Source organism: Rhizobium sp. BK379, assembly GCF_014193955.1.
Lineage (GTDB): Bacteria > Pseudomonadota > Alphaproteobacteria > Rhizobiales > Rhizobiaceae > Rhizobium.
Genome location: NZ_JACIAD010000001.1, coordinates 1,541,091 through 1,563,996, shown reverse-complemented (window position 1 = coordinate 1,563,996; position 22,906 = coordinate 1,541,091). Strand labels below are relative to the sequence as shown.

The 22,906-nt window shown below is 60.6% G+C and carries 20 protein-coding genes; 8 read left to right on the top strand and 12 right to left on the bottom strand.

Annotation, left to right across the window (positions count from 1 at the left end; translation table 11 throughout):
• Positions 1-30: 30 nt before the first annotated feature.
• The 4 genes from FHT93_RS08055 to FHT93_RS08040 form a co-directional block, all read right to left on the bottom strand.
• Positions 31-1,683, bottom strand: coding sequence for a thiamine pyrophosphate-binding protein (locus FHT93_RS08055; protein ID WP_113016571.1), 1,653 nt, complete (start codon positions 1,681-1,683; stop codon positions 31-33).
• 64 nt (positions 1,684-1,747) lie between these two features.
• Positions 1,748-2,947, bottom strand: a complete 1,200-nt coding sequence (locus tag FHT93_RS08050; protein ID WP_113016572.1) for a CaiB/BaiF CoA-transferase family protein — start codon at positions 2,945-2,947, stop codon at positions 1,748-1,750.
• A gap of 45 nt (positions 2,948-2,992) precedes the next feature.
• Positions 2,993-3,949 carry a DMT family transporter gene (locus FHT93_RS08045; protein ID WP_113016573.1) on the bottom strand — a complete coding sequence of 319 codons (957 nt, stop codon included), beginning with the start codon at positions 3,947-3,949 and terminating at the stop codon, positions 2,993-2,995.
• Position 3,950: 1 nt separating this feature from the next.
• The gene (locus FHT93_RS08040; protein ID WP_183846998.1) at positions 3,951-4,895 is read right to left on the bottom strand and encodes an alpha/beta hydrolase; all 945 of its coding nucleotides are present in this window, start codon (positions 4,893-4,895) and stop codon (positions 3,951-3,953) included.
• 169 nt (positions 4,896-5,064) lie between these two features.
• On the opposite strand from FHT93_RS08040, the gene FHT93_RS08035 reads away from it, so the two are divergent.
• From FHT93_RS08035 to metF, 4 genes are all read left to right on the top strand, one after another.
• Positions 5,065-5,802 (top strand): ribonuclease, encoded by a 738-nt coding sequence (locus FHT93_RS08035; RefSeq protein ID WP_113016575.1) that lies wholly within the window; start codon positions 5,065-5,067, stop codon positions 5,800-5,802.
• Positions 5,803-5,910: 108 nt separating this feature from the next.
• The gene (ettA, locus tag FHT93_RS08030) at positions 5,911-7,560 is read left to right on the top strand and encodes an energy-dependent translational throttle protein EttA (RefSeq protein WP_112969236.1); all 1,650 of its coding nucleotides are present in this window, start codon (positions 5,911-5,913) and stop codon (positions 7,558-7,560) included.
• 174 nt (positions 7,561-7,734) lie between these two features.
• The gene (locus tag FHT93_RS08025) at positions 7,735-8,760 is read left to right on the top strand and encodes a metalloregulator ArsR/SmtB family transcription factor (RefSeq protein WP_112541236.1); all 1,026 of its coding nucleotides are present in this window, start codon (positions 7,735-7,737) and stop codon (positions 8,758-8,760) included.
• The gene (gene metF / locus FHT93_RS08020; protein ID WP_183846996.1) at positions 8,761-9,663 is read left to right on the top strand and encodes a methylenetetrahydrofolate reductase [NAD(P)H]; all 903 of its coding nucleotides are present in this window, start codon (positions 8,761-8,763) and stop codon (positions 9,661-9,663) included.
• A 425-nt stretch (positions 9,664-10,088) separates the two neighbouring features.
• Here the strand turns inward: metF and FHT93_RS08015 are convergent, their stop codons facing one another.
• The 5 genes from FHT93_RS08015 to FHT93_RS07995 all read right to left on the bottom strand — a co-directional run bounded on the left by FHT93_RS08015 (position 10,089) and on the right by FHT93_RS07995 (position 15,229).
• Positions 10,089-10,994, bottom strand: a complete 906-nt coding sequence (locus FHT93_RS08015; protein ID WP_183846994.1) for a DMT family transporter — start codon at positions 10,992-10,994, stop codon at positions 10,089-10,091.
• 94 nt (positions 10,995-11,088) lie between these two features.
• Positions 11,089-12,315: a lytic murein transglycosylase gene (locus FHT93_RS08010; protein ID WP_112541319.1), complete on the bottom strand. Its 1,227-nt coding sequence runs from the start codon at positions 12,313-12,315 to the stop codon at positions 11,089-11,091.
• 83 nt (positions 12,316-12,398) lie between these two features.
• A complete protein-coding gene (locus FHT93_RS08005) occupies positions 12,399-13,196 on the bottom strand; it encodes a GH25 family lysozyme (RefSeq protein WP_112541239.1) in 798 nt (265 codons plus the stop codon).
• A 120-nt stretch (positions 13,197-13,316) separates the two neighbouring features.
• Positions 13,317-13,988: a class I SAM-dependent methyltransferase gene (locus FHT93_RS08000; RefSeq protein ID WP_113016577.1), complete on the bottom strand. Its 672-nt coding sequence runs from the start codon at positions 13,986-13,988 to the stop codon at positions 13,317-13,319.
• The gene (locus tag FHT93_RS07995) at positions 13,985-15,229 is read right to left on the bottom strand and encodes a DUF3419 family protein (RefSeq protein ID WP_183846992.1); all 1,245 of its coding nucleotides are present in this window, start codon (positions 15,227-15,229) and stop codon (positions 13,985-13,987) included. The genes FHT93_RS08000 and FHT93_RS07995 overlap by 4 nt, the downstream gene beginning before the upstream one ends.
• A gap of 197 nt (positions 15,230-15,426) precedes the next feature.
• Between FHT93_RS07995 and FHT93_RS07990 the strand changes: the two genes are divergently transcribed.
• Positions 15,427-16,818, top strand: coding sequence for a serine hydrolase (locus tag FHT93_RS07990; RefSeq protein ID WP_183846991.1), 1,392 nt, complete (start codon positions 15,427-15,429; stop codon positions 16,816-16,818).
• 37 nt (positions 16,819-16,855) lie between these two features.
• On the opposite strand, the gene FHT93_RS07985 is transcribed toward FHT93_RS07990, so the two are convergent.
• The 3 genes from FHT93_RS07985 to FHT93_RS07975 all read right to left on the bottom strand — a co-directional run bounded on the left by FHT93_RS07985 (position 16,856) and on the right by FHT93_RS07975 (position 20,115).
• Complete coding sequence (locus FHT93_RS07985) at positions 16,856-17,824, bottom strand: lytic transglycosylase domain-containing protein (protein ID WP_183846989.1); 969 nt, start codon at positions 17,822-17,824, stop codon at positions 16,856-16,858.
• Between the two features lie 386 nt (positions 17,825-18,210).
• Positions 18,211-18,846 (bottom strand): LysE family translocator, encoded by a 636-nt coding sequence (locus FHT93_RS07980; protein WP_112541244.1) that lies wholly within the window; start codon positions 18,844-18,846, stop codon positions 18,211-18,213.
• A 57-nt stretch (positions 18,847-18,903) separates the two neighbouring features.
• Positions 18,904-20,115: a pyrophosphate--fructose-6-phosphate 1-phosphotransferase gene (locus FHT93_RS07975; protein WP_183846987.1), complete on the bottom strand. Its 1,212-nt coding sequence runs from the start codon at positions 20,113-20,115 to the stop codon at positions 18,904-18,906.
• A 429-nt stretch (positions 20,116-20,544) separates the two neighbouring features.
• Here FHT93_RS07975 and FHT93_RS07970 point away from each other — a divergent pair, with 429 nt between their 5' ends.
• From FHT93_RS07970 to FHT93_RS07960, 3 genes are all read left to right on the top strand, one after another.
• The gene (locus FHT93_RS07970) at positions 20,545-21,252 is read left to right on the top strand and encodes a DnaJ family molecular chaperone (RefSeq protein ID WP_029868979.1); all 708 of its coding nucleotides are present in this window, start codon (positions 20,545-20,547) and stop codon (positions 21,250-21,252) included.
• The gene (locus tag FHT93_RS07965; RefSeq protein WP_183846985.1) at positions 21,249-22,010 is read left to right on the top strand and encodes an N-acetylmuramoyl-L-alanine amidase; all 762 of its coding nucleotides are present in this window, start codon (positions 21,249-21,251) and stop codon (positions 22,008-22,010) included. Before FHT93_RS07970 ends, FHT93_RS07965 begins: the two co-directional genes overlap by 4 nt.
• 263 nt (positions 22,011-22,273) lie before the next feature.
• The gene (locus tag FHT93_RS07960) at positions 22,274-22,891 is read left to right on the top strand and encodes a lytic transglycosylase domain-containing protein (RefSeq protein WP_112969245.1); all 618 of its coding nucleotides are present in this window, start codon (positions 22,274-22,276) and stop codon (positions 22,889-22,891) included.
• Positions 22,892-22,906 lie beyond the last annotated feature (15 nt).

The following is a 22,906-nucleotide window of genomic DNA, read 5'->3' as shown; positions in this document are numbered from 1 at the left end:
TTCTCGTTCTCCAATGCGCTGATTTTTCAATTAGGATTTCTCGCGGATCTGCGTCAGTGTCCGCGCCGGCGTAATGGCTTCAGGATCGAGCTTGACCTCGATGATCGCTGGCTTGCCGCTGTCGCGTGCGCGCTCGAAAGCCGGCGCGAAATCCTCCGTTTTTTCCACCGTCTCGCCGTGACCACCATAAGCGCGGGCAAGGGCTGCAAAGTCCGGATTGGTGAGGTCGGTCGCGCTGACGCGGCCGGGATATTCCCGCTCCTGGTGCATGCGGATCGTGCCGTAGATGCCGTTATTGACCACGACCGTGATGATCGGCAGGCCGTAGCGCACGGCGGTCGCAAATTCCTGTCCGTGCATCAGGAAGCAGCCGTCGCCGGCAAAGCAGATGACGTCCCTGTCGGGGAAGAGCTGTTTGGCACCGACTGCTGCCGGCAGGCCGTAACCCATGGAGCCTGAGGTCGGGGCCGCCTGTGTATTGAAACGGCGGAAGCGATGGAAGCGGTGCACCCAGGTGGCGTAATTGCCGGCGCCGTTGGTGAAGATCGTGTCCGGCCCGGTATTGGCCTCCAACCATTCCATGATCGGCCCCATATGAACGGCGCCCGGACCTGTCGCCGGCGGCTTCGACCATGAGAGATAGGCCTGGTGCATGCGCTCGGTGCGTTCGACCCAGCGCGGCTCGGCAGGAGCTTCGAGATCGGCGAGTGCCGCGATGAAATCGGCGGGGCTGGCGCAGATCGCGAGATCGGGGCGATAGACGCGGCCAAGCTCCGACGGATCCGGATGGATGTGGACGAGCGACTGCGCCGGGTAGGGGATATCGATGAGCGTATAGCCCGAGGAGGGCATTTCCGACATGCGGCCACCGAGCAGGATCAGGAGGTCGCTCTCCTTGATCTCCTTTGCCAGCGCCGGATTGATGCCGATGCCGACATCGCCGGCGTAGCACGGATGCAGGTGATCGAACAGCATCTGCCGGCGGAAGGAGCAGCCGACCGGCAGGCGGAAGCGCTCGGCAAAGGTCTGGAAATCGGCGACCGCATCAGCATCCCAGCGGGTGCCGCCAAGGATGACCATCGGCCGCTCGGCCTTCAGCAGGCGCAGATAGAGATCGTCGATCTGGCTGCGGCCGGGATGGGCTTCGACGCGCGCGTAGCGCCTGGCTTTCGGAGCCTCGACCTCGTCGCGCAACATATCTTCAGGAAGCGTCAGCACGACCGGACCCGGACGACCTGATGTTGCGATCGCGAAGGCGCGGGTGACGAATTCCGGGATACGGGCGGCATCATCGATCTCGCCGACCCATTTGGCGAATTCGGTGAAGGCGCGGCGGAATTCGACCTCCTGGAAAGCTTCGCGCTCGCGCGCTTCCCGCTGGACCTGGCCAATGAAGAGGATCATCGGGATCGAATCCTGCCTTGCGATATGCAGACCGGCAGAGGCATTGGTCGCACCGGGGCCGCGGGTGACCATGCAGATGCCGGGCTCGCCGGTCAGCCGGCCCCAGCAATCCGCCATCATCGCCGCCCCGCCTTCCTGGCGGCAGACGATCACGTCGATGTCGCTGTCGTGCAGGGCGTCGAGCACCGCGAGAAAGCTTTCCCCGGGCACGCAGGAGAGGCGCTTGACGCCGTTTGCCTTCAGCGCCTCGACGACCAATTGTCCGCCTGTCCTCTTCATGGCCTCTTCCTCCTCATGGCCCCATTCTCCTCATGGCCCCATTCTCCTCATGGCCCCATTCTCCTCATGGCGATGTCTTCCTCTCCCATTGCAGAAGTTCGGCCAGAATCTCTTCATTGTGCTCGCCGAGGCGCGGGCTCGGCCGTTCGTAACGCAGTGGCGTTTCCGACAGAACAACCGGCGTGCGTACACCCGGGATCACCGTGCCTGCGGCATCCGGCAGGTCGATGCGCAGGCCGCGCGCGGCAATCTGCGGATCGGCGAACATTTCCTCGATCGTGTTGATGGCACCTGCCGGAACGGCATTGTCTTCGCAGGCTTTCAGGAGATCGGCTTTTTGCCATTTCAGCGTTTCGGTCGAGACAATCCGGCGCACCGCGTCTCTATTGGCAACGCGTGCCTTGTTTGTCGCGAAATTCTCGTCATCGCCGATGACGAGGCCGAGGATGGTGCAAAGCCTGCGGAACTGACCGTCATTGCCGACCGCAAGGATGAGATAGCCGTCAGCCGTCGGCACGACTTCATAGGGCGAGATATTCGGGTGCGCGTTGCCGAGCCGCACGGGCGCGCGGCCGGAGACCAGGTAATTCATGTTCTGGTTGGCAAGCACTGCCGATTGTACATCGAGCAGCGCCATGTCGATCAGCTGGCCTTCACCCGTCTTCAGCGCATGGATGAGGGCGGCTTCGATCGCCGATACCGCATAGATGCCGGTGAAGATATCGGCGATTGCCACACCCGCCTTCATTGGCTGGCCATCCCGCTCGCCGGTGATCGACATGAAGCCGGACATGCCCTGAACGATATAATCGTAGCCGGCGAGATTGGCATAGGGGCCGGTCTGGCCGAAGCCGGTGATGGAGCAGTAGACGAGACGGGGATTGATCGCTCTCAGGCTGTCATAGTCGAGACCATATTTGACGAGGCCACCGAGCTTGAAATTCTCGATCAGCACATCGGCGGTGGCGACGAGGCGGCGCACCAGCGACTGGCCTTCCTCGCTCTTGAGATCGGCGGTGATGGATCGCTTGCCGCGATTGGTGGAATGGTAGTAGGCGGCCGAGAGATTTTCACCATCCGCTCCTTCGACGAAGGGCGGCCCCCAATGCCGGGTGTCGTCACCTCCGTCGGGGTTTTCCACCTTGATCACGTCGGCGCCGAGATCAGCCAGCATCTGTCCGGCCCAGGGGCCGGCGAGCACGCGTGCGAGCTCGATGACCCGGATGCCCGCAAGCGGCGGCTTCTTCTTTTCGTCCTGCGTCATGTTCCTCCCAGTTTCCTCCCGGGCTTCTCCCATGGCTGTCGGATTTCAGGGCGCCCGCGTTGCCTCAGATGTATCGGATACGGGTTTGGAAGCAAAGCGCTGCTCACGCCAGATGATGTAGAGGCCCGACGCGATGACGATGAGGATGCCGAGCCATTTCAGTGCATCCGGGAAATCGCCGAAGACCAGCCAGGCAAAGGCGGTGGCCGAAACGATTTCCAGATATTGCAGCGGTGCCAGCGTTGAAGCCGGTGCGGCGCGATAGGCATAGGCGGCGAGGATGCCGGTGATGGCGGCGGCGATGCCCGTACCCAGCAGGTAGCCGAAGGCGGGAAGATCGGGCATGGTGGTGTCGATGATGTTGGAACCGCTGCCATAGCCGAAGAACAGGATGACGGCGCAGAAGAAGATGCCCCAGAGGCCGGTCTGGAACTGCATGGCCCAGGGATCTTCCCGGTGCGAGAGCACGCGTGTCATCAGCGCGAAGACGGCGATACAGAAGGCGCTGACGACGGGCAGAAGGGCAATATAGCCGACCTCTTCGAAGCTCGGCTGGATGATCAGCATGGCGCCGAGGAAGCCGACGGCGCAGGCGCTGTAGCGGCGCCAGCCGATGGTCTCCTTCAGGAAGATGCTGCCGAGGATCGTCAGAATGATCGGCTCGACGAAGAAGATGGCGATCGCATCGGCAACCGCCATGACCTTCAGCGTGGTGACGAAGCTTATCATCGACGTCGTGACCATGGCGCCGCGGATTGCATGATACCAGCTCTGCTTCAGCGAGAACTGGATCTTGGCGCCGCGCAGAAAGACGATGGGCAGCATGGTGAGCGACTGGATGACAAAGCGGAAGGCGGCGACCTCGGTGGACGAGATCGTTGCCGTTGCGAGCTTCGAGAAAATGTCGATCAGCGGCGAAATCAGGACCGAGAGCAGCATGAAAAGCAGGCCGAACGTCACTTCGGAGGAGGCGTGATGGGGGGTATAGCTCGGGCTTGTCATCTCAGTCCTTTCGCTCCGGACCGTTGCGGATCGCCTCGTCGCACCAGTCGGCCAAATCCGCTATTGCCGCGCCGGCGCCGATTTCGTTCAGCGTCTCATGCCGCATATCCTGATATATCTCAGTGCTGATACGGGAGAAGCCCTGGCTTTTCAAACGCTCTGACAGCCAGAGCACAGCTTTTCCATTGTTGGTAGCCGGGTCCTTTCCACCGCCGACCAGGTGAATCGGTATGTCCTTCGGCAGTCTGGCGAGTTGTTCCTTCGCGATGCCGCGGAAGGTGAGCGCGAAGACGTCCAACCACAGCGATACCGAAGCATCGAAACCGCAAAGCGGATCGGCGATATAGGCATCGACCTCGGCCGGATCGCGCGACAGCCAGTCGAACTCCGTCCGATGATTGGGGACGGACTTGCCCCAGGCGGAAAATGTCAACCTTGGCAGCATGTCACTCGGCACGTCGGAGCCCTTCAGCGCGCGCTCGGCAAGCAGGATCGCCTGCGCGGCGCGGCCGGAAAGGCCGACGGCGAAATTCGAATTCCAGATGGCGACGGCGGCGAAACGGCCGGCAAGATCGGCTGCGGCATTGAGTGCGATCAGGCCGCCCATTGAGTGGCCGAACAGAATGACGGGCAGGCCGGGGTGACGGCCCGTGGCGAAGCTGTGCACGGCGGCGATATCGCTGACGACGTGTTCGATGCCGTTGCGTCTCGCAAAGCGGCCGAGCGGCGCATCGGATGCGGTTGTCTCGCCATGGCCGCGATGGTCATGCGCGTAAACGTGGTAGCCTCTTGCCGCCATGGCCTCGGCAAAGCGCCGGTAGCGACGCGAATGTTCGGCAAGCCCGTGTGAAATCATCAGGATAGCTTGCACTTGTCCTTCTGCAGGCTGGTAGTGACAGGCAAGCGAAGCCCCGGCGTTTTGAAGCCGCAATGTCTCGGAAAACATGCATTCCTCCCGGGCCCAAAAGACCAGATATCAAGGCAAATGCAATATTGCGGCGTCGCTCATACACGAGAAAGCGTGCTTCCTGCTGCGATTCAGGGTTGCGCAAGTCACGGCTTCGTGCTTGTTTGTTCTTGTATTGTTCTTTGTCGGAACTATTTCGGGGCTAATAATGGTCAAGTTTCTACTCTCGGTTTCCATCCTGTTCCTCTCGCTGTCGTCTGTCGGCTCCGTATCCGCCGAAGAAAGCGGGCGAACGCGCTTCATTCTCGCCGCAAGCTGGCAGCCGGCATTCTGCCAGACCAATCAGAAGAAGGCCGAATGCGCCACGCAGAGCGGCGAGCGCTATGATGCCACCAATTTTTCTCTCCACGGTCTGTGGCCGATGCGCCAGGATTATTGCGGCGTGCCTGCCGAGCAGAAGGCCGCCGACAAGGACGGCCAGTGGACGGACCTGCCGTCAGTAGACCTTACAGCCGAGACGAAGACCGCTCTCGACAAGGCAATGCCCGGCACGCAATCCGGGCTCGAGCGGCATGAGTGGATCAAACACGGCACGTGCACCAAGATGAGTGCCGATGATTATTTTGCCACTGCTATCCACCTGATGGGCGATCTCAATGCTTCGGCGGTGCGCGATCTCTTTGCCGCCAATGTCGGCAAGACGCTGAAATCCGACGCGATCAAGGCGGCTTTCGACAAGAGCTTTGGGGCCGGTGCCAGCGACCGCGTGAAGATGAGCTGCCGGCGCGTCGGCAACAAGCGCGTGATCAGCGAACTGACGATCGGACTTTCGCAGGATGCCGTTTCGGCCCAAGCGAAGGAGAAGGGTCTCGGCGGGCTGATCCAGGGGGCAGGGCAGACGTCCTTCGGCTGTGACGAAGGCCTTGTGGATGCAGCCGGCTTCTGACGGAAACATGCCGAAATCCTGACGAAACAGGGTTTCGGCGTTGCCCGCGGGCGTGGTTTCGCCTACATAGCGGCCACGATTTCAAGTTTCCGCCCGGAGCATCCCAGCATGGCACGTCAGTTCATCTATCATATGTCCGGCCTCAACAAGGCCTATGGCAATAAGAAGATCCTCGAGAACATCCATCTTTCCTTCTATCCCGATGCAAAGATCGGTATTCTCGGCCCGAACGGCGCCGGTAAGTCCACCGTGCTGCGCATCATTGCCGGCCAGGACAAGGAATATACTGGCGAAGCCTGGCTCGCCGAAGGTGCGACGGTCGGCTACCTGGAGCAGGAGCCGAAGCTCGATCCGAACAAGACGGTGTTCGAAAACGTCATGGAAGGCGTTGCTTCCAAGACGGCGATCGTCGATCGCTACAACGAGCTGATGATGAACTATTCCGACGAGACGGCGGAAGAGGGTGCCAAGCTCCAGGACATCATCGACAGCCAGAACCTCTGGGATCTGGAAAGCCAGGTCGAGATGGCGATGGAAGCGCTGCGCTGCCCGCCGCGCGACGCCGAAGTCACCAGCCTGTCGGGTGGTGAACGCCGTCGTATCGCGCTCTGCCGCCTTCTGCTCTCGCAGCCGGACCTGCTGCTGCTCGACGAACCGACCAACCATCTGGACGCCGAAACCATCGCCTGGCTCGAAAAGCACCTGCGCGACTATCCGGGCGCCGTGATGATGATCACCCACGATCGCTACTTCCTGGACAACGTCACCGGCTGGATCCTCGAACTCGATCGCGGCCGCGGCATCCCGTACGAAGGCAACTACTCGGCTTATCTGCAGGCGAAGGCCAAGCGCATGCTGCAGGAAAACCGCGAAGAAGCCGGCCGCCAGAAGGCAATCAGCCGCGAACAGGAATGGATTGCTTCCAGCCCGAAGGCCCGTCAGGCCAAGTCGAAGGCGCGTATCAAGTCCTACGAGCAGCTGGTTGAGGCCGCCGAGAAGCAGCGTCCGGGCGACGCGCAGATCATCATCCCGGTCAGCGAACGCCTCGGCCAGGTGGTCATCGAGATGGAAGGCATCACCAAGGGCTTCGAAGGCCGCACGCTGATCAACGATCTGTCGATCAAGCTGCCGCCGGGCGGCATCGTCGGTATCATCGGTCCGAATGGCGCCGGCAAGACGACGCTGTTCAAGATGATCACCGGTCAGGAAAAGCCGGATGCCGGTTCGGTCCGCATCGGCGAAACCGTACATCTCGGTTATGTCGACCAGAGCCGCGACGCGCTCGACGGCAACAAGACCGTCTGGGAGGAAATCTCTGGCGGCGCCGAAATCATCAAGCTCGGCAAGTTCGACATGAATTCGCGTGCCTATTGCGGCGCCTTCAACTTCAAGGGCGGTGATCAGCAGCAGAAGGTCGGCAATCTCTCGGGTGGTCAGCGCAACCGCGTTCACCTTGCCAAGATGCTGAAGGCCGGCGGCAACGTGCTGCTGCTCGACGAACCGACCAACGACCTCGACACGGAAACGCTCGGTGCGCTGGAAAGCGCGCTGGAAGCATTTGCCGGTTGCGCCATCATCATCAGCCATGATCGCATGTTCCTCGACCGTCTGGCGACACACATCCTCGCCTTTGAAGGTGAGGGCCATGTCGAATGGTTCGAAGGCAACTTCGAGGACTACGAGCAGGACAAGGTTCGCCGCCTCGGCCCTGATGCCTTGAACCCGGGCAGCCAGGCTCACAAGCGCCTGACGCGCTGATCGGTTCTTCACCGCTTTCAAAAGCCCCGGCTGTTCCGGGGCTTTTTTGATGCCTCGCGATCTTCCCTTCTGTTGGCGCGATCAGCACAGGCAAGTTCGCAATTCGGTGAAATGCCGCTTGCCTCAGCTACCCAAATCACATAAAGATATCTTTATATCTTGATTGGGTAGAGTATGAGCGAACCCCTGAGGCTTGGACTGGATGCGCTGGTGGACGTCTTGAAGGCGGCCGGCGAACCGACGCGCCTGCGGCTGCTGGCGCTGCTGGCGGCAGGTGATCTCACCGTTACCGATCTTACTGAAATCCTGGGCCAATCCCAACCCCGCATCTCGCGGCACCTGAAGCTGCTCGGCGAGGCAGAGCTCATCGATCGCTATCAGGAGGGCGCCTGGGCCTATTTCCGGCTGGCGCATGAGGGCAAGGCCGCCGCGCTGGTGCGTAACCTCCTGAAGCATGTCTCCGAAAACGATCCGGTCGTACAGCGGGACGGCGAGCGTCTTGCCTCCGTCAAACGCCACCGCGCCGAGCGGGCACAGGCCTATTTCAGCCGTAACGCTGCCGAATGGGACGAGCTTCGCCGCCTGCATGCGGCTGATGAAGAGGTGGATGCCGCCGTCATCAAGCTGCTCGGCAGCAATCCGATCGATTCCCTGCTCGATCTCGGCACCGGCACCGGCCGCATGCTGGAGCTTCTCTCCGGCCGCTATCGCCGGGCAATTGGCGTCGATGCCAGCCGCGACATGCTGAGTGTGGCACGCGCCAATCTCGACAAGTCCCGCATCACCACGGCTTCGGTACGCCACGCCGATATCCTCAATCTGCCTTTCGAGGGGCAGGACTTCGATCTGGTGACGATCCACCAGGTGCTGCATTTTTTCGACCAGCCCGAGATCGCGATCACCGAAGCTGCGCGCATGCTGCGGCCGGGCGGTCGCCTTGTTATCATCGACCTGGCGCCGCACGGCCTTGAATATCTTCGCGACGAGCATGCCCATGTCCGTCTCGGCTTCTCGCATCAGGCCATGTCGGAATGGGTGCGCAAGGCAGGGCTGGATGTCGAGCAGGTCGTCGATCTTCATCCGGGTCAGCAGGGCGAGAAGGGCCTCACGGTCACGATCTGGCTCGCGCGCGACCCGAGGCGCCTGATGGCCTCGCTGGAGAGCGAAGGCGCCATACCTACATTTGCCGGGAGAGAATAAATGACCCAGAACAACGACGCTCGCCGCCGCGATATCGCGATCTCCTTCGAGTTCTTCCCGCCGAAGTCCGAGGAGATGGAGGGCCAGCTCTGGAACACGGTCCGCGAGCTGCAGGACTGGAACCCGGAATTCGTATCCGTGACCTATGGTGCCGGCGGCACCACCAAGGCGCCGACGCTTTCCACGGTCACGCGCTTCCTGACCGACACACCGCTTGCAACAGCCTCGCACCTGACCTGCGTCAGCGCCACCAAGGAAGAGACGCATCAGGTGGTCGACAGCTTCCGCAAGGCAGGCGTTACGCACTTCGTGGCACTGCGCGGTGATGGGCCTGGCGGCGTTGGTGCGCCGTACCAGCCGCATCCGGGTGGTTACGCCAACGCAGCCGAACTGGTGGCCGGCCTCAAGCAGATCGGCGATTTCGAGATCTCCGTCTCGGCCTATCCGGAAAAGCATCCTGAAAGCCGCGACCAGGCGGCCGATATCGAGATGCTGAAGCGGAAGGCCGACAATGGCGCCGATCGCGCTCTGACGCAGTTCTTCTTCGACAACGACAATTTCGAGCGTTACCTCGAAAAGGTGCGTGCGGCCGGCGTCAAGATCCCTGTCGTACCTGGTATCATGCCGATCCAGAACCTGACGCAGCTGAAGCGCTTTGCCGGCGCCTGCGGCACGATCATTCCGGCCTTCCTCGACGAGCGCTTTGACGGGTATGAGGAGAAGCCGGAGGAGCGGGCCAAGGTTGCCGCCGATGTCGCAGCCGAGCAGATCGAAGATCTCGTGCGTCGCGGTCTGCACGAATTCCATCTTTATACGATGAACCGCGCTCCGCTTGTCTCTGCCGTTCTCGACAATCTCGGCCTCTCGCGCCAGACGGCCAGAAGCGCCGGCGCGGCGGCCTGATCCAACAGTCGCCCGTGGACAAAGGAAAAGCGCATGCCGGGCGGGGCATGCGCTTTTCAATATCTGGGGCTGATTGTTTCAGGAGTTCGGTATTTCAGTCTTTACGCTTCGCAACCGCTCAAATGAAGAGCATGGATACGACGAATGCGAACGCTGCACTGACCAACAGGACATTCAAGGATTGCGTAAGTCCCATGTCTGCCTCCTCGCGTTAACCAGCTAATAATATGTCGGAAATGTGTTAGTTGGGAAGCGCTTCTTGTGCTGCACTGCCGAAAAGGGCAGTGGATAAGTCTAGAGACGATCCGGTAAGTTTCTGAAATTTAATCGGAAAATCGCGCTCTCAAAATTTAACACTTTGTTACATACCGCGCATCGGGATTCATCCTTTTGGCGGAAGAATGGCGCGCTGCAGCATAGTCCTTTCAGGCGAGGGCGCGTGAGCGACTATAGATGCGCCCATCGAGTATGATTAGCCCGAGGCCGATCAGCGCCATGCCGGCGATCTCGGTTGTTTCCAGCCGTTCCCCAAGGAACAGGAAGCCGGGGAGGATCGCGCTCGGGGGTACGAGCAGTGTCACCAGCGACGTATTGGTCGCGCCCGCTACTGCCATGATGCGGAAATAGAGAATATAGCCCAGGGCCGTCGACAGGAGGGCGATTGCCAGGATCGTGGCGATCGCGTTGCCCGAGGGGATGGCGAGTGTCCAGGGGTGATCCATGACGAGCGACAGCGGCAATGCAACCAGCGAGGAGGCCGTCATCTGCCCGGCGGCAATAACCGGCGGTGCGATGCCCCGGAACCGCTTGCCGTAGGTTGCAGCAAATCCGTAGGAGATTGCGGCGATCACCGGCAGAAGCAGCGCCCATACCGGCAGATCGCCACGAGCCGCGACACTGGGGCCGATCAGCACGGCCGTCCCGAGCAGGCCGGTCAGGCAGCCGATGATCTTGGCCGAAGAGAGCTTCTCATCCGATGTCAGGTAATTGGCGATCAACACCGTCCAGATCGGCGTCGTGGCATTGAGAATGGAGGCGAGGCCGGCGCCGATGCGCGTCTGGCCGAAGAATATCAGCGCATGAGGCAGGGCGTTGTTGAGGATGCCGAGGACGAGGAATTCGCGCCAGCGGCTCCTCAAGAGCGGGTAGATGCCGAAACGGCCGGCGATATAGATATGCAGCGCAAGGGCTGCAATCGAAAGGCGCAGGAAGACGAGCGTGAGCGGCGGCACCTCGATGACGGCAATGCGCGCGAAGAAGAAGGAGCCGCCCCAGATGAGACCGAGCAGGGCAAGCAGGCCCCAGGTCAATGCGGTCATTCTCTGTTCCATGCCGATGCCTCCCGATGTTGGAGTACTGATATCCGATCGGCAGGAGACCGCCACCCGATTCATGCGACCGGGTGGCAGGAGGTCGTCTCGTTACTCAGAGCGCGTTGAGCAGGGTGGGGGTGGCCCAGCCGTCTGCCGGCATGCCTAGCCGCTGCTGTTCCTTCTGGATCGCGACACGGGTGCCGGAACCGAGGATGCCGTCGATTTCGCCGACGTCATGGCCGAGCGAGTCGAGCTTGGTCTGCAGCTGTTTCATCTCTTCGTTGGACAGGCCCTGTTCCGGCGTACCCTTCTGATAGGTCGGGGCACCGGAGAGGCGGGTCGCGAAATAGGCGGCCGACGTCGTGTAGATGAACGACTTGTTCCATTCCAGATAGATCTTGAAATTGGGATAGGCGATGAAGGCCGGCCCGAGGCGGCCCTGCGGCAGCACGAGATCGCCTTCGAGATTGGCAAAGGCAGTGTTGCCGTCGCGCGGCTTGACGCCGAGGTTGAACCATTCGCCTGCCGTCATCGTGCCGCCGAGGCCCGATTTTTCCCAGGGAAGATTATCCGGCACGGTGACTTCCTGCAGCCAGGGCTGGCCGCGCTCGAAACCGAGATGCTGGATGAACTTGGCAGCCGTCAGGATCGCGTCCGGGCCGCTCTGCTTGAGGCGAACATGGCCGTCGCCGTCGCCGTCCATGCCATAAGCGATGATATCGCGCGGCAGCATCTGCACCTGGCCGATTTCGCCGGCCCAGGCGCCGGTATTGGTCTGCGGGTCGAGGTCGCCGTGCTGGACCATCTCGATGAGGGAGATCAGCTGCGGGCGGAAGAGCTCCGGCCGGCGGCAGTCATGCGAGAGCGTCACCAGCGCGTTGCGGGTGTTGAAATCGCCCTGCACGGCGCCGAAATCGGTTTCCATCGCCCAGAAGGCGGTGATGATGCCGGCGGGAACGCCGAATTCCTGCTCGGCGCGGGCAAAGACATCGGCGTATTGCTTCATCTTCTGGCGGCCGATGTCGAGGCGTGCCTGACTAACGGTGCGCTGCGAGAATTCGAGGAAGGTCTGGCGGAAGACGCCCTGGGCGCGGTCGCGGCTCAGAACCTTGGGGTCGATCTGAGCACCGGCGAGCGCCTGGTCTGCAGCTTCGGCGCTGGCGCCGGCTGCAATCGCGTCCTTCTTGACGCCCTCGAGGAAGGCAGAGAGATCGCCGCCGCAGGGTGCCGCAGGGGCCGAAGCTGCCGCATTCGGAGCCTGCTGGGCGGCAGCGCCTGTTGCAATGGCGCAGGCAAACAGAAGGGCAAGTGCAGAGCGGCCTTTAAGCGAGCGGTGCATGAAACGATCCTCGTAAAAACACATGGAATTCCGTCGCTTTCCCAGAGGAATGTGACGGAAGCAAGAAAGATTAGGGTACGTTACTAAGAATTTCTATCCTTGGAAACGTCAGCCACCCAGTTGTTCCAGTTTTTCGCAGAACCGGCGAAGACATTGATATCCGTCGGCCCCCGGATCCCGGGGATGACGCCCGTCGACGTATATTGCCAGAAGGCCCAGCGGCGGTCGGCATAGGTCACGTCTGGATGTTTGGCGGTGGAGCGGACCCAGAAATGATAGTCCTGGAAATAGCCGGCGAGGTTCTCGCGGTGAAAATCGACAGAGGTATAGATGATCGGCCGCTTGCCGTAATAGGCCTCCAGGCGATTCATGAACCGCTGCATTTCGGATCGCACCGTGGCCGGATCGGGGCGGAAGCGGCAGGTCTTCGATTCTGCATTCCACTCAACATCCAGCACCGGCGGCAGGCGCATCGATTCCTTCGGGACGTTACGGATGAACCAGTCGGCCTGGTCGTCGGCGGAGGAGCAGAAATAATAGAAGTGGTAGGGCGCATGCGGAATGCCTGAGGCCGCTGCCTCGCGCCAGTATTCGTCGAAGCGCGGGTCGATCCTGTCCTTGCCTTCGGTCGCCTTGATGAAGGCAAAGGCAACGCCTGATTTGCGCACCGTCTGCCAGTCGATATCGCCCTGCCATTTGGAGATGTCGATGCCGTGGACTGCGTTTTGCTGCGGGCGCTTGGGGCCGAAATCCTGCGGATCGGTATCCTTGAAGCGGGTCTTCGGCTTTATGGAAGCGGTCTCGAGATAATCGTAACCCGTGGAGCTGCAACCGGCGAGCAGCAGGGCAAGCGGCACGACGCAAAACAGAAGCCGACGCATGAATGTCCCGTCGTGATGATGGATCTGCCCCACAGCCTGACCTTCGAATACACGCGCCCAGCAGAGGGTATAACCCTCTTTTCTAATATCAACGTAAAAAATTGGTTATTTACAAGCGAATTATGAGCGCTTGCTGATAATAGCGGCTCGCCACGCATAACCGCCGCCGATCCTGTCGAACGACAATGTCGCGCTGTTTTCAGCTGCTTGCGCTTCCAGAACCTCGCGCAGATTGGAGCGCGGTGTGACGTGGAACTTGGCGAGCCATGCCTGCAGCAGGCGGCGGAACCAGGCAGGCAGGCCTTCCTGCTGGCCAAAATCGACGATGTGCAACTGGCCGCCGGGATTGAGCGCGGCGATCGACGCATCCACCGCGCGTTCCCAATCCGGGATCATCGACAGCGCGTAGGAAATCAGAATGCGATCGAAACCGGCAGCGCCGAATTCGCGCGGCGTATAGGCCGTGGCATCCGCGACCCGGAAATCCGGTATCGTCGCCTTGGTGGCGAAGGTCTTGCGGGCGGAGATCAGCATTTCCTGGGAAATATCGAGACCGTAGAGTTTGGCCGTCGGAAAATGCTTGTGGGCGAGCGCCATGTTGCGACCGGTTCCGCAGCCGACTTCAAGCAGCGTGCCGCCCTTGGGAACGTCGAGGTTGCGGATCGTACGGTCGCGGCCGAGAAGATAATATTTGCGTGTGAGATCGTAGAAATGGCGCTGGTAGCGATACATGCCGTCCATCAGGTCGGCATGTTCCTCGCTCTTGACGGTCATCTCGCTGACTTTGCTCACGCCTTCTTCCCGTAGATATGGAAGCCGCCGTAGATTGCCGAGCGGTCCTGGCTGGTCATTTCACGTGACTGCTCTTCGAAATAGTGCCACTGGTCGCGGATTACAGGGGCGAGGCGGCCTTCGATGATGCTCTTTTCGGCCGCCGTGCGGAAGATCACGCGGGCGCCGTCACGGGCGGTGCGGGTAATCTCGCGCCAGACATCGTTGAGCTGCTGGTCGGTCATCCAGTCCTGTGCATCGAGCAGGATGTAACGGTCGCGCGAGGCAGCCGGCTCGCCGGCCAGAAGCTCGGTGAAGCTTGCATGATGGACGTTGACGCGGTCGACATTGGCGCGGATCACGTCGTAATGCTCGGGCTTCAGATAGGTCGGGAGCGGGCCTTCCTCGCCATCCGCATAGCGGCGTGCGAAAGCCTGCCAGGCGAAGTAGTTGTCGCGCATGGGGAAATGGCAGGCGAGTTTTTCAAGGCGGTGCTTCAGAACAGGCGCGATGGAATTGTCGGCGGCAAGGCTTGCCAGCTCGTCATATTGCTGCGGCGGAATGCCGAGGCCAAAAAGCGAGCTCTTGCGGTTGGTGATCCAGCGAACGATGGGTTTTTCGAAGAGGGGAGCGATCTGGTCGTCGAAGAACTGGCGCTGCTCGCGGATCGTACGGGCCTTGATCATTTCCTGCAGCTTTACGCCATGCAGTCGGGCAAGAAGGTGGGCGGCGCCGATGAAGCGGCCGAGCAGGCCGGTTTCATAGATGTTGCGGTCGAAGACCGTGACGCGGCGGCGGCCGAACTTGCGGGTGTTCCAGTAGGCGCGCGTCGTATCGTCGAGATTGGATGACAGATAGCGGTCGAAAACCCGGCTGTTCGACTTCTCGTTCGGCATGGCCAGGAAACGGACGAGATCAGAATGGCCTGGCAGGTTCTTGAAGGCCGCAAGCTTCAGCCTGTTCAGCGCGATGTGGTGCGGATTGAGGTCGACAACGTCGATCGAAGCCGGCGCCTTGGAGAGGTAGGCCAGCATGTTGCAGCCGCCGGAACCGATCGTGACGATGCGGTGATTGGGCTTCAGGTCCATTGCCTGCATGTCGAGGTCCGGGTCTTCCCAGATCTGCGGATAGACGAGGCCCGAGAAGAGCATGCCGAAGAGACGCTCCGAGAAGCCGTCCTTGGAAAAAGCCTTGTGGCGGAGAAGCGCTGCCTTGAGTTTCCGGTTCTTGCGGAAGCCGGTATCCGGTGCAAATTCCGACATGAGTCTGTCACCTTTTTAGCGTTCAGGGCGTGTAACCCGCCTCTGCTACAGTTTGATGACGCGCCCTGTGGGCCAGGGTTTCAACGGCGCTCCGCGAAGACCTCAGCGAAAATTGAAGGCGATTGAAACACTTCTTTTTCGCTTCGCCCTTTTCGCGGGGAGCGTTTCCTGCTTCTCTCCCTTCCGTGGAGGATTGCATGCGAGTTGTTCCGCGTATCTTCAAGGGCTTGGCCCTGCTCGTCATTCTCGTCGTCGTAGGCGCAGTCGCGTGGCTCTCCATAGCTCCGCCGGAACTCCTGAAGGTGGGTAATGGCTATGCCGCCAAGATCGTCTGCTCCAATGTCTTCATCGCGGGGCGCGATCCCGACACAGTTCTCCACGATGATGTCCAGGCACCAGGAAATCCGTTGCTCAGGCTGATGCGCGTCGAGATCGATCGCGACGGCGGGCGGGTGACTTCGCGTTTCATGGGCCTGTTTGCGCCAAGCTACGCGCTTTATCGCGGCGCCCTCGGCTGCACGAGTGTGCCTGACGGCAATTTCGATGCCGCCGCCAGAGCCGTGCCACTGGTGCCGGCGCTGCGGGCGGGGGCGAACGATGCATCATGGCCGGACGGTGAGGGTGTCGATCCTGCGACCGGCAATGCGAAGGTCGCAGCCCTTCTGGCCGATACCGCGCTTGCCGGGCCTGCCATGCGGGCGATGGTCGTCATCCAGGATGGTCGCGTTATTGCCGAGAATTATGGGCCGGGTTTCGGCGTCGATACGCCGCTCATCGGCTGGTCGATGACGAAGACCGTGAATGCGGCGCTGATCGGCCGGCTGATGCTGTCAGGCAAGATCTCCTTCGATGACACGCATCTCCTGCCGCAATGGGCCGGTGATCCGCGCGGAGACATCAAACTCTCCGACCTGCTCGGCATGGAAAGCGGGCTCGCCTTCAACGAAGATTATGGCGCCGTCGCCGATGTGACGCGCATGCTCTATCTCGACCCCGATATGGTTTCCCTGCCGGCGGGCGCACCTCTGGTGGCCGCGCCGGGTACGGATTTCCATTATTCCAGTGGAACGGCGGTGCTTCTGTCCCGTATCTGGATGGATAAGGTCGGTGATCCGCGGGCAGCCTTCGATTATCCCCGCGATTCGCTGTTTTCTCCGCTCGGCATGACGAGCGCGGTCTTCGAAGCCGATGAGCGCGGGACGTTTACCGGCAGTTCCTATATTTATGCCACGGCGCATGACTGGGCACGCTTCGGCCAGTTCCTGCTGCAGGACGGTGTGTGGAACGGACAGAGGCTTCTGCCGGAAGGCTTTGTTGCGACGATGCGGACACCGACAGCAAGTTCGGGGGGCAAATATACGCAAGGCCAGGCCTGGCTTGCCGGACCTGGCGGCGGCACGAGCGCGGAGTTCGGCCTGCCGCAGGATACGTTCTGGCTGCAGGGGCATGACGGCCAGACGATGGCAATCGTTCCCTCGGCAAATCTCGTCTTCGTCCGCATGGGACTGACCCCGAGCTGGCTGCGCTACAGGCCGCAGATCGTGCTGAAGGAAATCCTCAATACGCTTCAGGCGGCGAAAGCCGGCTGAGGCCCATCACAGACAGTCTGTATCAATTATTGGACGATCAGTAATTGCCCTGGGCGATGTCGGTCATGCCCTTGCGCTTGGCGTCATAATAGTAACCGCGGGCGTAAAGACGAACGGCGTCGTCTTCCTTCCTGTCGGCAACCTGCCAGGCGCCCTGCAGGTACTTGCCTGCATATTTGATATTGGTTTCGGCATCGAAAAGGCCGGCGGGATTACCATCGTAACCCATCGACTTTGCGGTGTTGTACTTGATCTGCATGAGACCGAAGTAGCCGCGCTTGTTATAGGCCTTGGAATTGTAGCGGCTCTCGCGATGGACGACGCGGTGGAGCAGCGATTCCGGAATTGCGTAAAGCTTGGAATATTTGCTGATGAGCTTGCTGACGAGGCTCTTTTCGACGGTCGGAGCATCGTCGCCGTCGTCATCGCTGAACATCGGCGGCGCGGCCGGCGGATCGATCGGGCCGGACTCGTCAAAGCCGTAGTCCATGGCGAAGCGCGGCGTGGTATCGACGGCGGCAAGCGCTGCGAGCGCGCCGTTCTGCGGTGTCGTTGCAGCGAAGGCAAGTTGTGTGGAGGGGCTTGCGGGCGAGCCCGGACGCGGCGTCGGAATGACGGACTGGATTGCCGTCATCTCGGGTGTCAGCGGGATCGGAGCATAGCCATTGACGGCAACCTGCTGTACGCCGCCCTGCATGGCGAAATCGCCGGCCTGCTGCTGAACGGGGGACACCACATTCGGCATGGCTGCTGCGGTGAGAACAGGTGCGGCAGTTGCTGCCTGCGCATTGAGCGTGGCGACGGCCGGAGCAGTTGCGCCTTCGGCAGTCGGGATAGCAGCCAGCGTTGCGTCTTCACCCGGCTTCGGCATGGGAATCACGGTCTGTGCGGCGGTCAGTTCCGCCTGAGAGGTATATTCAACGCTCGCGCATCCGGAAATGACGCCGCAGAGCATGGTCGAGACCACGAGACTGCGTTTCAGGCCGGAAAATCCGATCGCTACCATTCTCTCACTTTCGTGAATCGCGCCGCCCCGGCAGCGTCTTAAAAGTTATCAAATACCTTAAGCCCGGGGATAGCCATTAACCTATTCGTGGCTTTCCAGCAACCACGGAAAATTATTAGAGCCTTTCCCGGTCAGATTGCGGCATTCTGTTGGCTCAAACGGAGTTGGATGGTCGACCGGCAGGCGCACGTCGCAGCCCAGATCTACGGCCAAGCCGGCCGGTCGATCAGGCGGCCCGTTTCAGCCAACCCGAAGGGCCAGGCATCTTTGCGCCAGGATCAAAGGCGGTCGATTCGGACGTACCTGGAGGTATGCCCTTCGCCAATCGCCTTTGCCCTGTCGAAAACCTGCTCCGGCAGAATGCTGCAATCTGACCGGGAAAGGCTCTAAGCTGCAATACGGCGATACCCGGCGGTTACGGCGCCTGCTGCGATGAGCAGAGTGCCGCCGGTGCGGTTAACAGCACGCTGCACGCTCGCCTTGCGAATCAGGCCGCGGGCGGCGTGAGCGGCAAGGGCGTAACAGGAGGCATTGATGGTGGCGAGCACGAGGAAGGTCGCTTCCATGATCAGCATCTGATCGAAGAAGGGAAGGGCAGGGTTCAGGAACTGCGGTACGAAGGCGACGAAGAAGACGATGCTCTTCGGATTCAGCGCAGTCACCACATAGGCATGCAGGAAGATCCGCAAGGACTTTTCTTCCGGCAGGTTATCGTTGTCAGCGATGTGCTCGCCAATGATCGGTGCCCGCCAGAGCTTGATTCCGAGCCAGATGAGGTAGGCGCCGCCGACCCACTTCAGCACGGTAAACAGCGTCGCGGATGCGGCGAGCAGGGCGCCCAATCCGAAAAGCGATGCCGTCATGGCCGTGAAATCGCCGAGAGCCACGCCTGAAACGGTCGCCAGCGCCGTTTTCCGGCCATGACCAAGCGCATAGGAAACGACCAGAAGAATGGTCGGTCCCGGTATGGCCAGCATGATGGCGGATGCGGCTGCAAAAGCGAGCCAAGCTTCAAGCGACATGGAATCTCCTCCTATTCCTAGAGAACAAGCAAAGACATCATATTAGCCATCCGTCAATCATGCCCCGGTGTATTTTTGCCCGATCTGGTTCATTACTTCACCAAACCATGCCGTTGAAAGATCAAACGGCTTGCCACCCTTGATGCGGGGAAATTCTATTGCGCGCAACTTGCCGTTCTGCGCTTCATCATGGCCGGTTACACCCGAAATCTTGTTGAGGGCGCTTTCGACGGCGAGGTCGACCATGCTCTGGATCAGCCGCAGATCTTCGCCGTTTGCCGGTGCCGAGCGGGCGAAATAGCCGGATTTCTGGACGAGAGAGCGTTCGGCGTCGAGCAGGCTCGCGAACTGTTTCTGGAACCAGGCGCCGACATTGATCGTGTCGATCTTGACATGGCCGAAGGCATCGCGCTTGACCGTCTCGCCCGCGGCTTCGCGTTCAGCGACGATGGCGTCGAGGCAGGCGCCTTCCGACACGAAGACGGTGGCATGGCCGGTCCTGTCCATGATCTCCTTCAGGCGCGCGGCTTCGGCATCAAGGTCGAAGGCCATTTCCGGCAGGTAGACGGCGTCGATGCTCTTCATATGCGCGTTCATCATCAGGCCGTCGACATATTCGTTGCCCTTGGTGCGCTGCAGGTAGGCACGGGCGGTCGCGGCAGTCAGCCAGCCGCAGTGGCGGCCCATGACCTCGTGGATGACGAGCGTGCGCGGAGCGGCGGTCTGTTCGTTGCTGACATTGTCGAAGAAATGGGCGCCGACTTCGGCGGCCGTCCAGGCACCGAGCGACTGGCGGATCGGCACGACGTCGTTGTCGACAGTCTTCGGCAGGCCGACGACCGTCAGGTCATAGCCATTGGCCGAGAGATAGGCGGCGAGATCGGCAGCGGTCGTGTTGGTATCGTCGCCGCCGATCGTGTGCAGAATGGTGACGCCGTCATTGGCAAGACGTTCGGCGGCGACCCGCAGTGGATTTTCGCCTTCCTTGACAAGGCCACGCTTCACGCAGTCTGCAGCATTGGTGAGCTTCACGCGGCTGTTGCCGATCGGCGAACCGCCATAACGGTGCAGGAGCGGCGCCTTCTCCCGCATCTCCTTGGCGATCACAACGCTGTCGCCGAGCAGCACGCCCTGATAGCCGGACTTGTAGGCGATGAGTTCGATATCGGGTGCGATGTCGCTATAGCGCTCGATCAGGCCGCCGACGGCGGATGAGAGGCAGGGCGCCAGGCCTCCGGCGGTCAGCATTGCGACTTTCTGTTTGGCCATAGATCCCTCCTTTGGCGCCCGATGCGCGCGATTGCGGCGGCTCAAGTCTCTGTTTTACGCATGCCGGTATCGCAAACCGCTGCACGTTTTTGCGCGACATGCTTCCGGTAACGCATGGATGCGGCAGGGAAAGTGCCCTGTAAAGTAAAGAATTTACGAAAAACGGACCATTCTGCAGTGCAGGTGCCGGAACCGTCGATATAATCGGTTCAATGCCGGTCCACCTATCCATAAGTGTTGTGGAAATCGCCGGGCGTTCTGCGAATAATACAGAAAATAGCGGACACAGCGGATGGTCGCGGGATCAGCGACAATTACCGAATTGTGAAAACTGTTTTCAAACCTACGACCAATAGCCGCCTTGCAATGGCAACGATTATTTGGTCAAGGTGTTTCTTCTAGAACTTGCTGCATTGCGAGAAGATGACGATGTCTTTCTGGGAAAAACTGGTGAATGCCATTGGCAATACCGCGGGCAATGCGCTCTTTGCGGTGGTCGAGGCTATTCGAACAGTTTTCGAAGGCGATCCGGAGACGCGCCGCAAGGTCGCCTTTTCCGTAGCCGTCATCGCGCTTTCGGCCAAGATGGCAAAAGCCGATGGCATTGTCAGCGAAAAGGAAGTTCAGGCTTTCCGCGATATTTTCGAGTTTCCGCCGAGCGAAGCAAAGAATGTCGCGCGTCTCTATAATCTCGCCCGCCAGGACGTTGCCGGTTACGAAGCCTATGCGGCCAAGCTGTCGACGCTCTGCTCGACCTGCGCTGCCAATTGCCCGGTTCTGGAAGACGTGCTCGATGGCCTGTTCCATATTGCCAAGGCGGACGGGCTGATCCACGAGAATGAAATGTATTTCCTGCGCCATATCGCGGAAATCTTCCAGATGAGCGACGCCCGCTTCGATCAGATCGCCGCCCGCCACGTCTCTGATGGGCGCGACCCCTACAAGGTTCTCGGCGTTTCGCCGGCAGACGATTTCCCGACCATCCGCCGCCACTACCATGTGCTCGTCAGTGAGCATCATCCGGATCGGCTGATCTCGCGCGGCGTGCCGGAAGAGTTTCATGCGATTGCCAACGAACGGATGGCAGCGCTGAACGACGCTTATGCGGCGATCGAAAAGGAACGCCGCGCCGCATGACCTCATTCGAGGCCGATTACAGCCGAGCGCGCGTCCGGCCTTCGCCGAACCATGGCGAACGTGCCGATGGCCAAAAACCCGATATGATCCTGCTGCATTATACCGGCATGCCGAGCGCTGAAGGAGCGCTCGACTGGCTCTGTCGGGATGAAAGCCAGGTTTCCAGCCATTATTTCGTGCAGCCTGACGGCGAGGTCCTGCAACTCGTGCCGGAGAGCCGCCGCGCGTGGCATGCGGGCAAGAGCTTCTGGCACGGCGAGACGGATATCAATTCGCGGTCGATCGGCATCGAAATCGCCAATGCCGGCCATCCGGGCGGGCTTCCAGATTACCCGAAAGAGCAGATTGCTGCCGTGATCGAATTATGTCGTGATTGCGGCGATCGCTGGTCAATCGTGCCTGAAAGGGTGCTTGGGCACTCCGATGTCGCCCCCGTTCGCAAGGTCGATCCCGGCGAAAAATTCCCCTGGCGCGAACTCTACGAGGCTGGCGTCGGCCATTGGGTGGAACCGGCCGCTATTACCGGCGGACGCTTCTTCCAGCGCGGTGACCGCGGGCAACCGATCGAGGCGCTGCAATCCATGCTCTCGCTTTATGGTTACGGCACTGAGATCACGGGCGAATTCAGTGACAAGACGGCGGGTGACGTGGAAGCCTTCCAGCGGCATTTCCGCCCCGAACAGGTGGACGGAATCGCCGATTTCTCGACGATCGACACGCTGCATCGCCTGCTCTCGGCGCTGCCGCGTTATTCCTGATTTTTCACAGTTTCCAACATTACCGATTTTCCATGTTTGGGCGCGAAAATCGGACTGCCACATCATTTCCCTATTATCTCCTCATTGCGATGGTCTAAGGGCTTCCGCTAAGCGACGCCGATGGTTGTTCCCAAGCTAAATCGAAGGCGTCATGTGAAACGATAAGAATTGCTGCGAGGCCTGATCAGTTATTGGTCAGGAATACATCAGGACCGCGAGGCGCGCAGTCCGGTAATTCTTTGGGTCGGAGTGATCAAGACTACATGAGAAAACTGATTGTTGTTGCTGCAGCATGCGTTGGCATGGTGCTGGCAGGAAATAGCTTTGCCTTTGCGAATGACTGGGGTGTGCGGGCCGATGCGCCTGTGAAGAAAATCGAGCGTCCGCAGAAGACTGCGGAGCGCGTGCACGAGAAAGAACGCCCGCAGAAGACGGCGCAGCGCGTGCAGAAGAAAGCGCAGCGTCCGCTGAAGACGGTCGAGCGCCAGAGCGGCTATCCCGTCGCCGAAGTTTCCGGCGATTCCTATTCCGCACTGATCAGCAAATATGCCAATCAGTATGATGTGCCGGTGGCTCTTGCGACTGCCGTCATCCGTGTCGAAAGCAATTTCAATCCGATGGCGCGCGGCACCCACGGCGAGATCGGCCTGATGCAGATCAAGCCGGCAACGGCCCGCATGATGGGCTATTCCGGCAGCGCCAAGGGCCTGTTCGATCCGGAAACCAACATCAAGTACGGCATGAAGTACCTGGCGGCCGCCCATGATCTCGGTGGTGGGCAGACCTGCAATACCATCCTCAAGTACAATGCCGGCCACGGCGCGACGCGCATGAACCCTGTCTCCAAATCCTATTGCGGCAAGGTTCTTGCGATGCTCTGAACCGCAGGCGCCCGT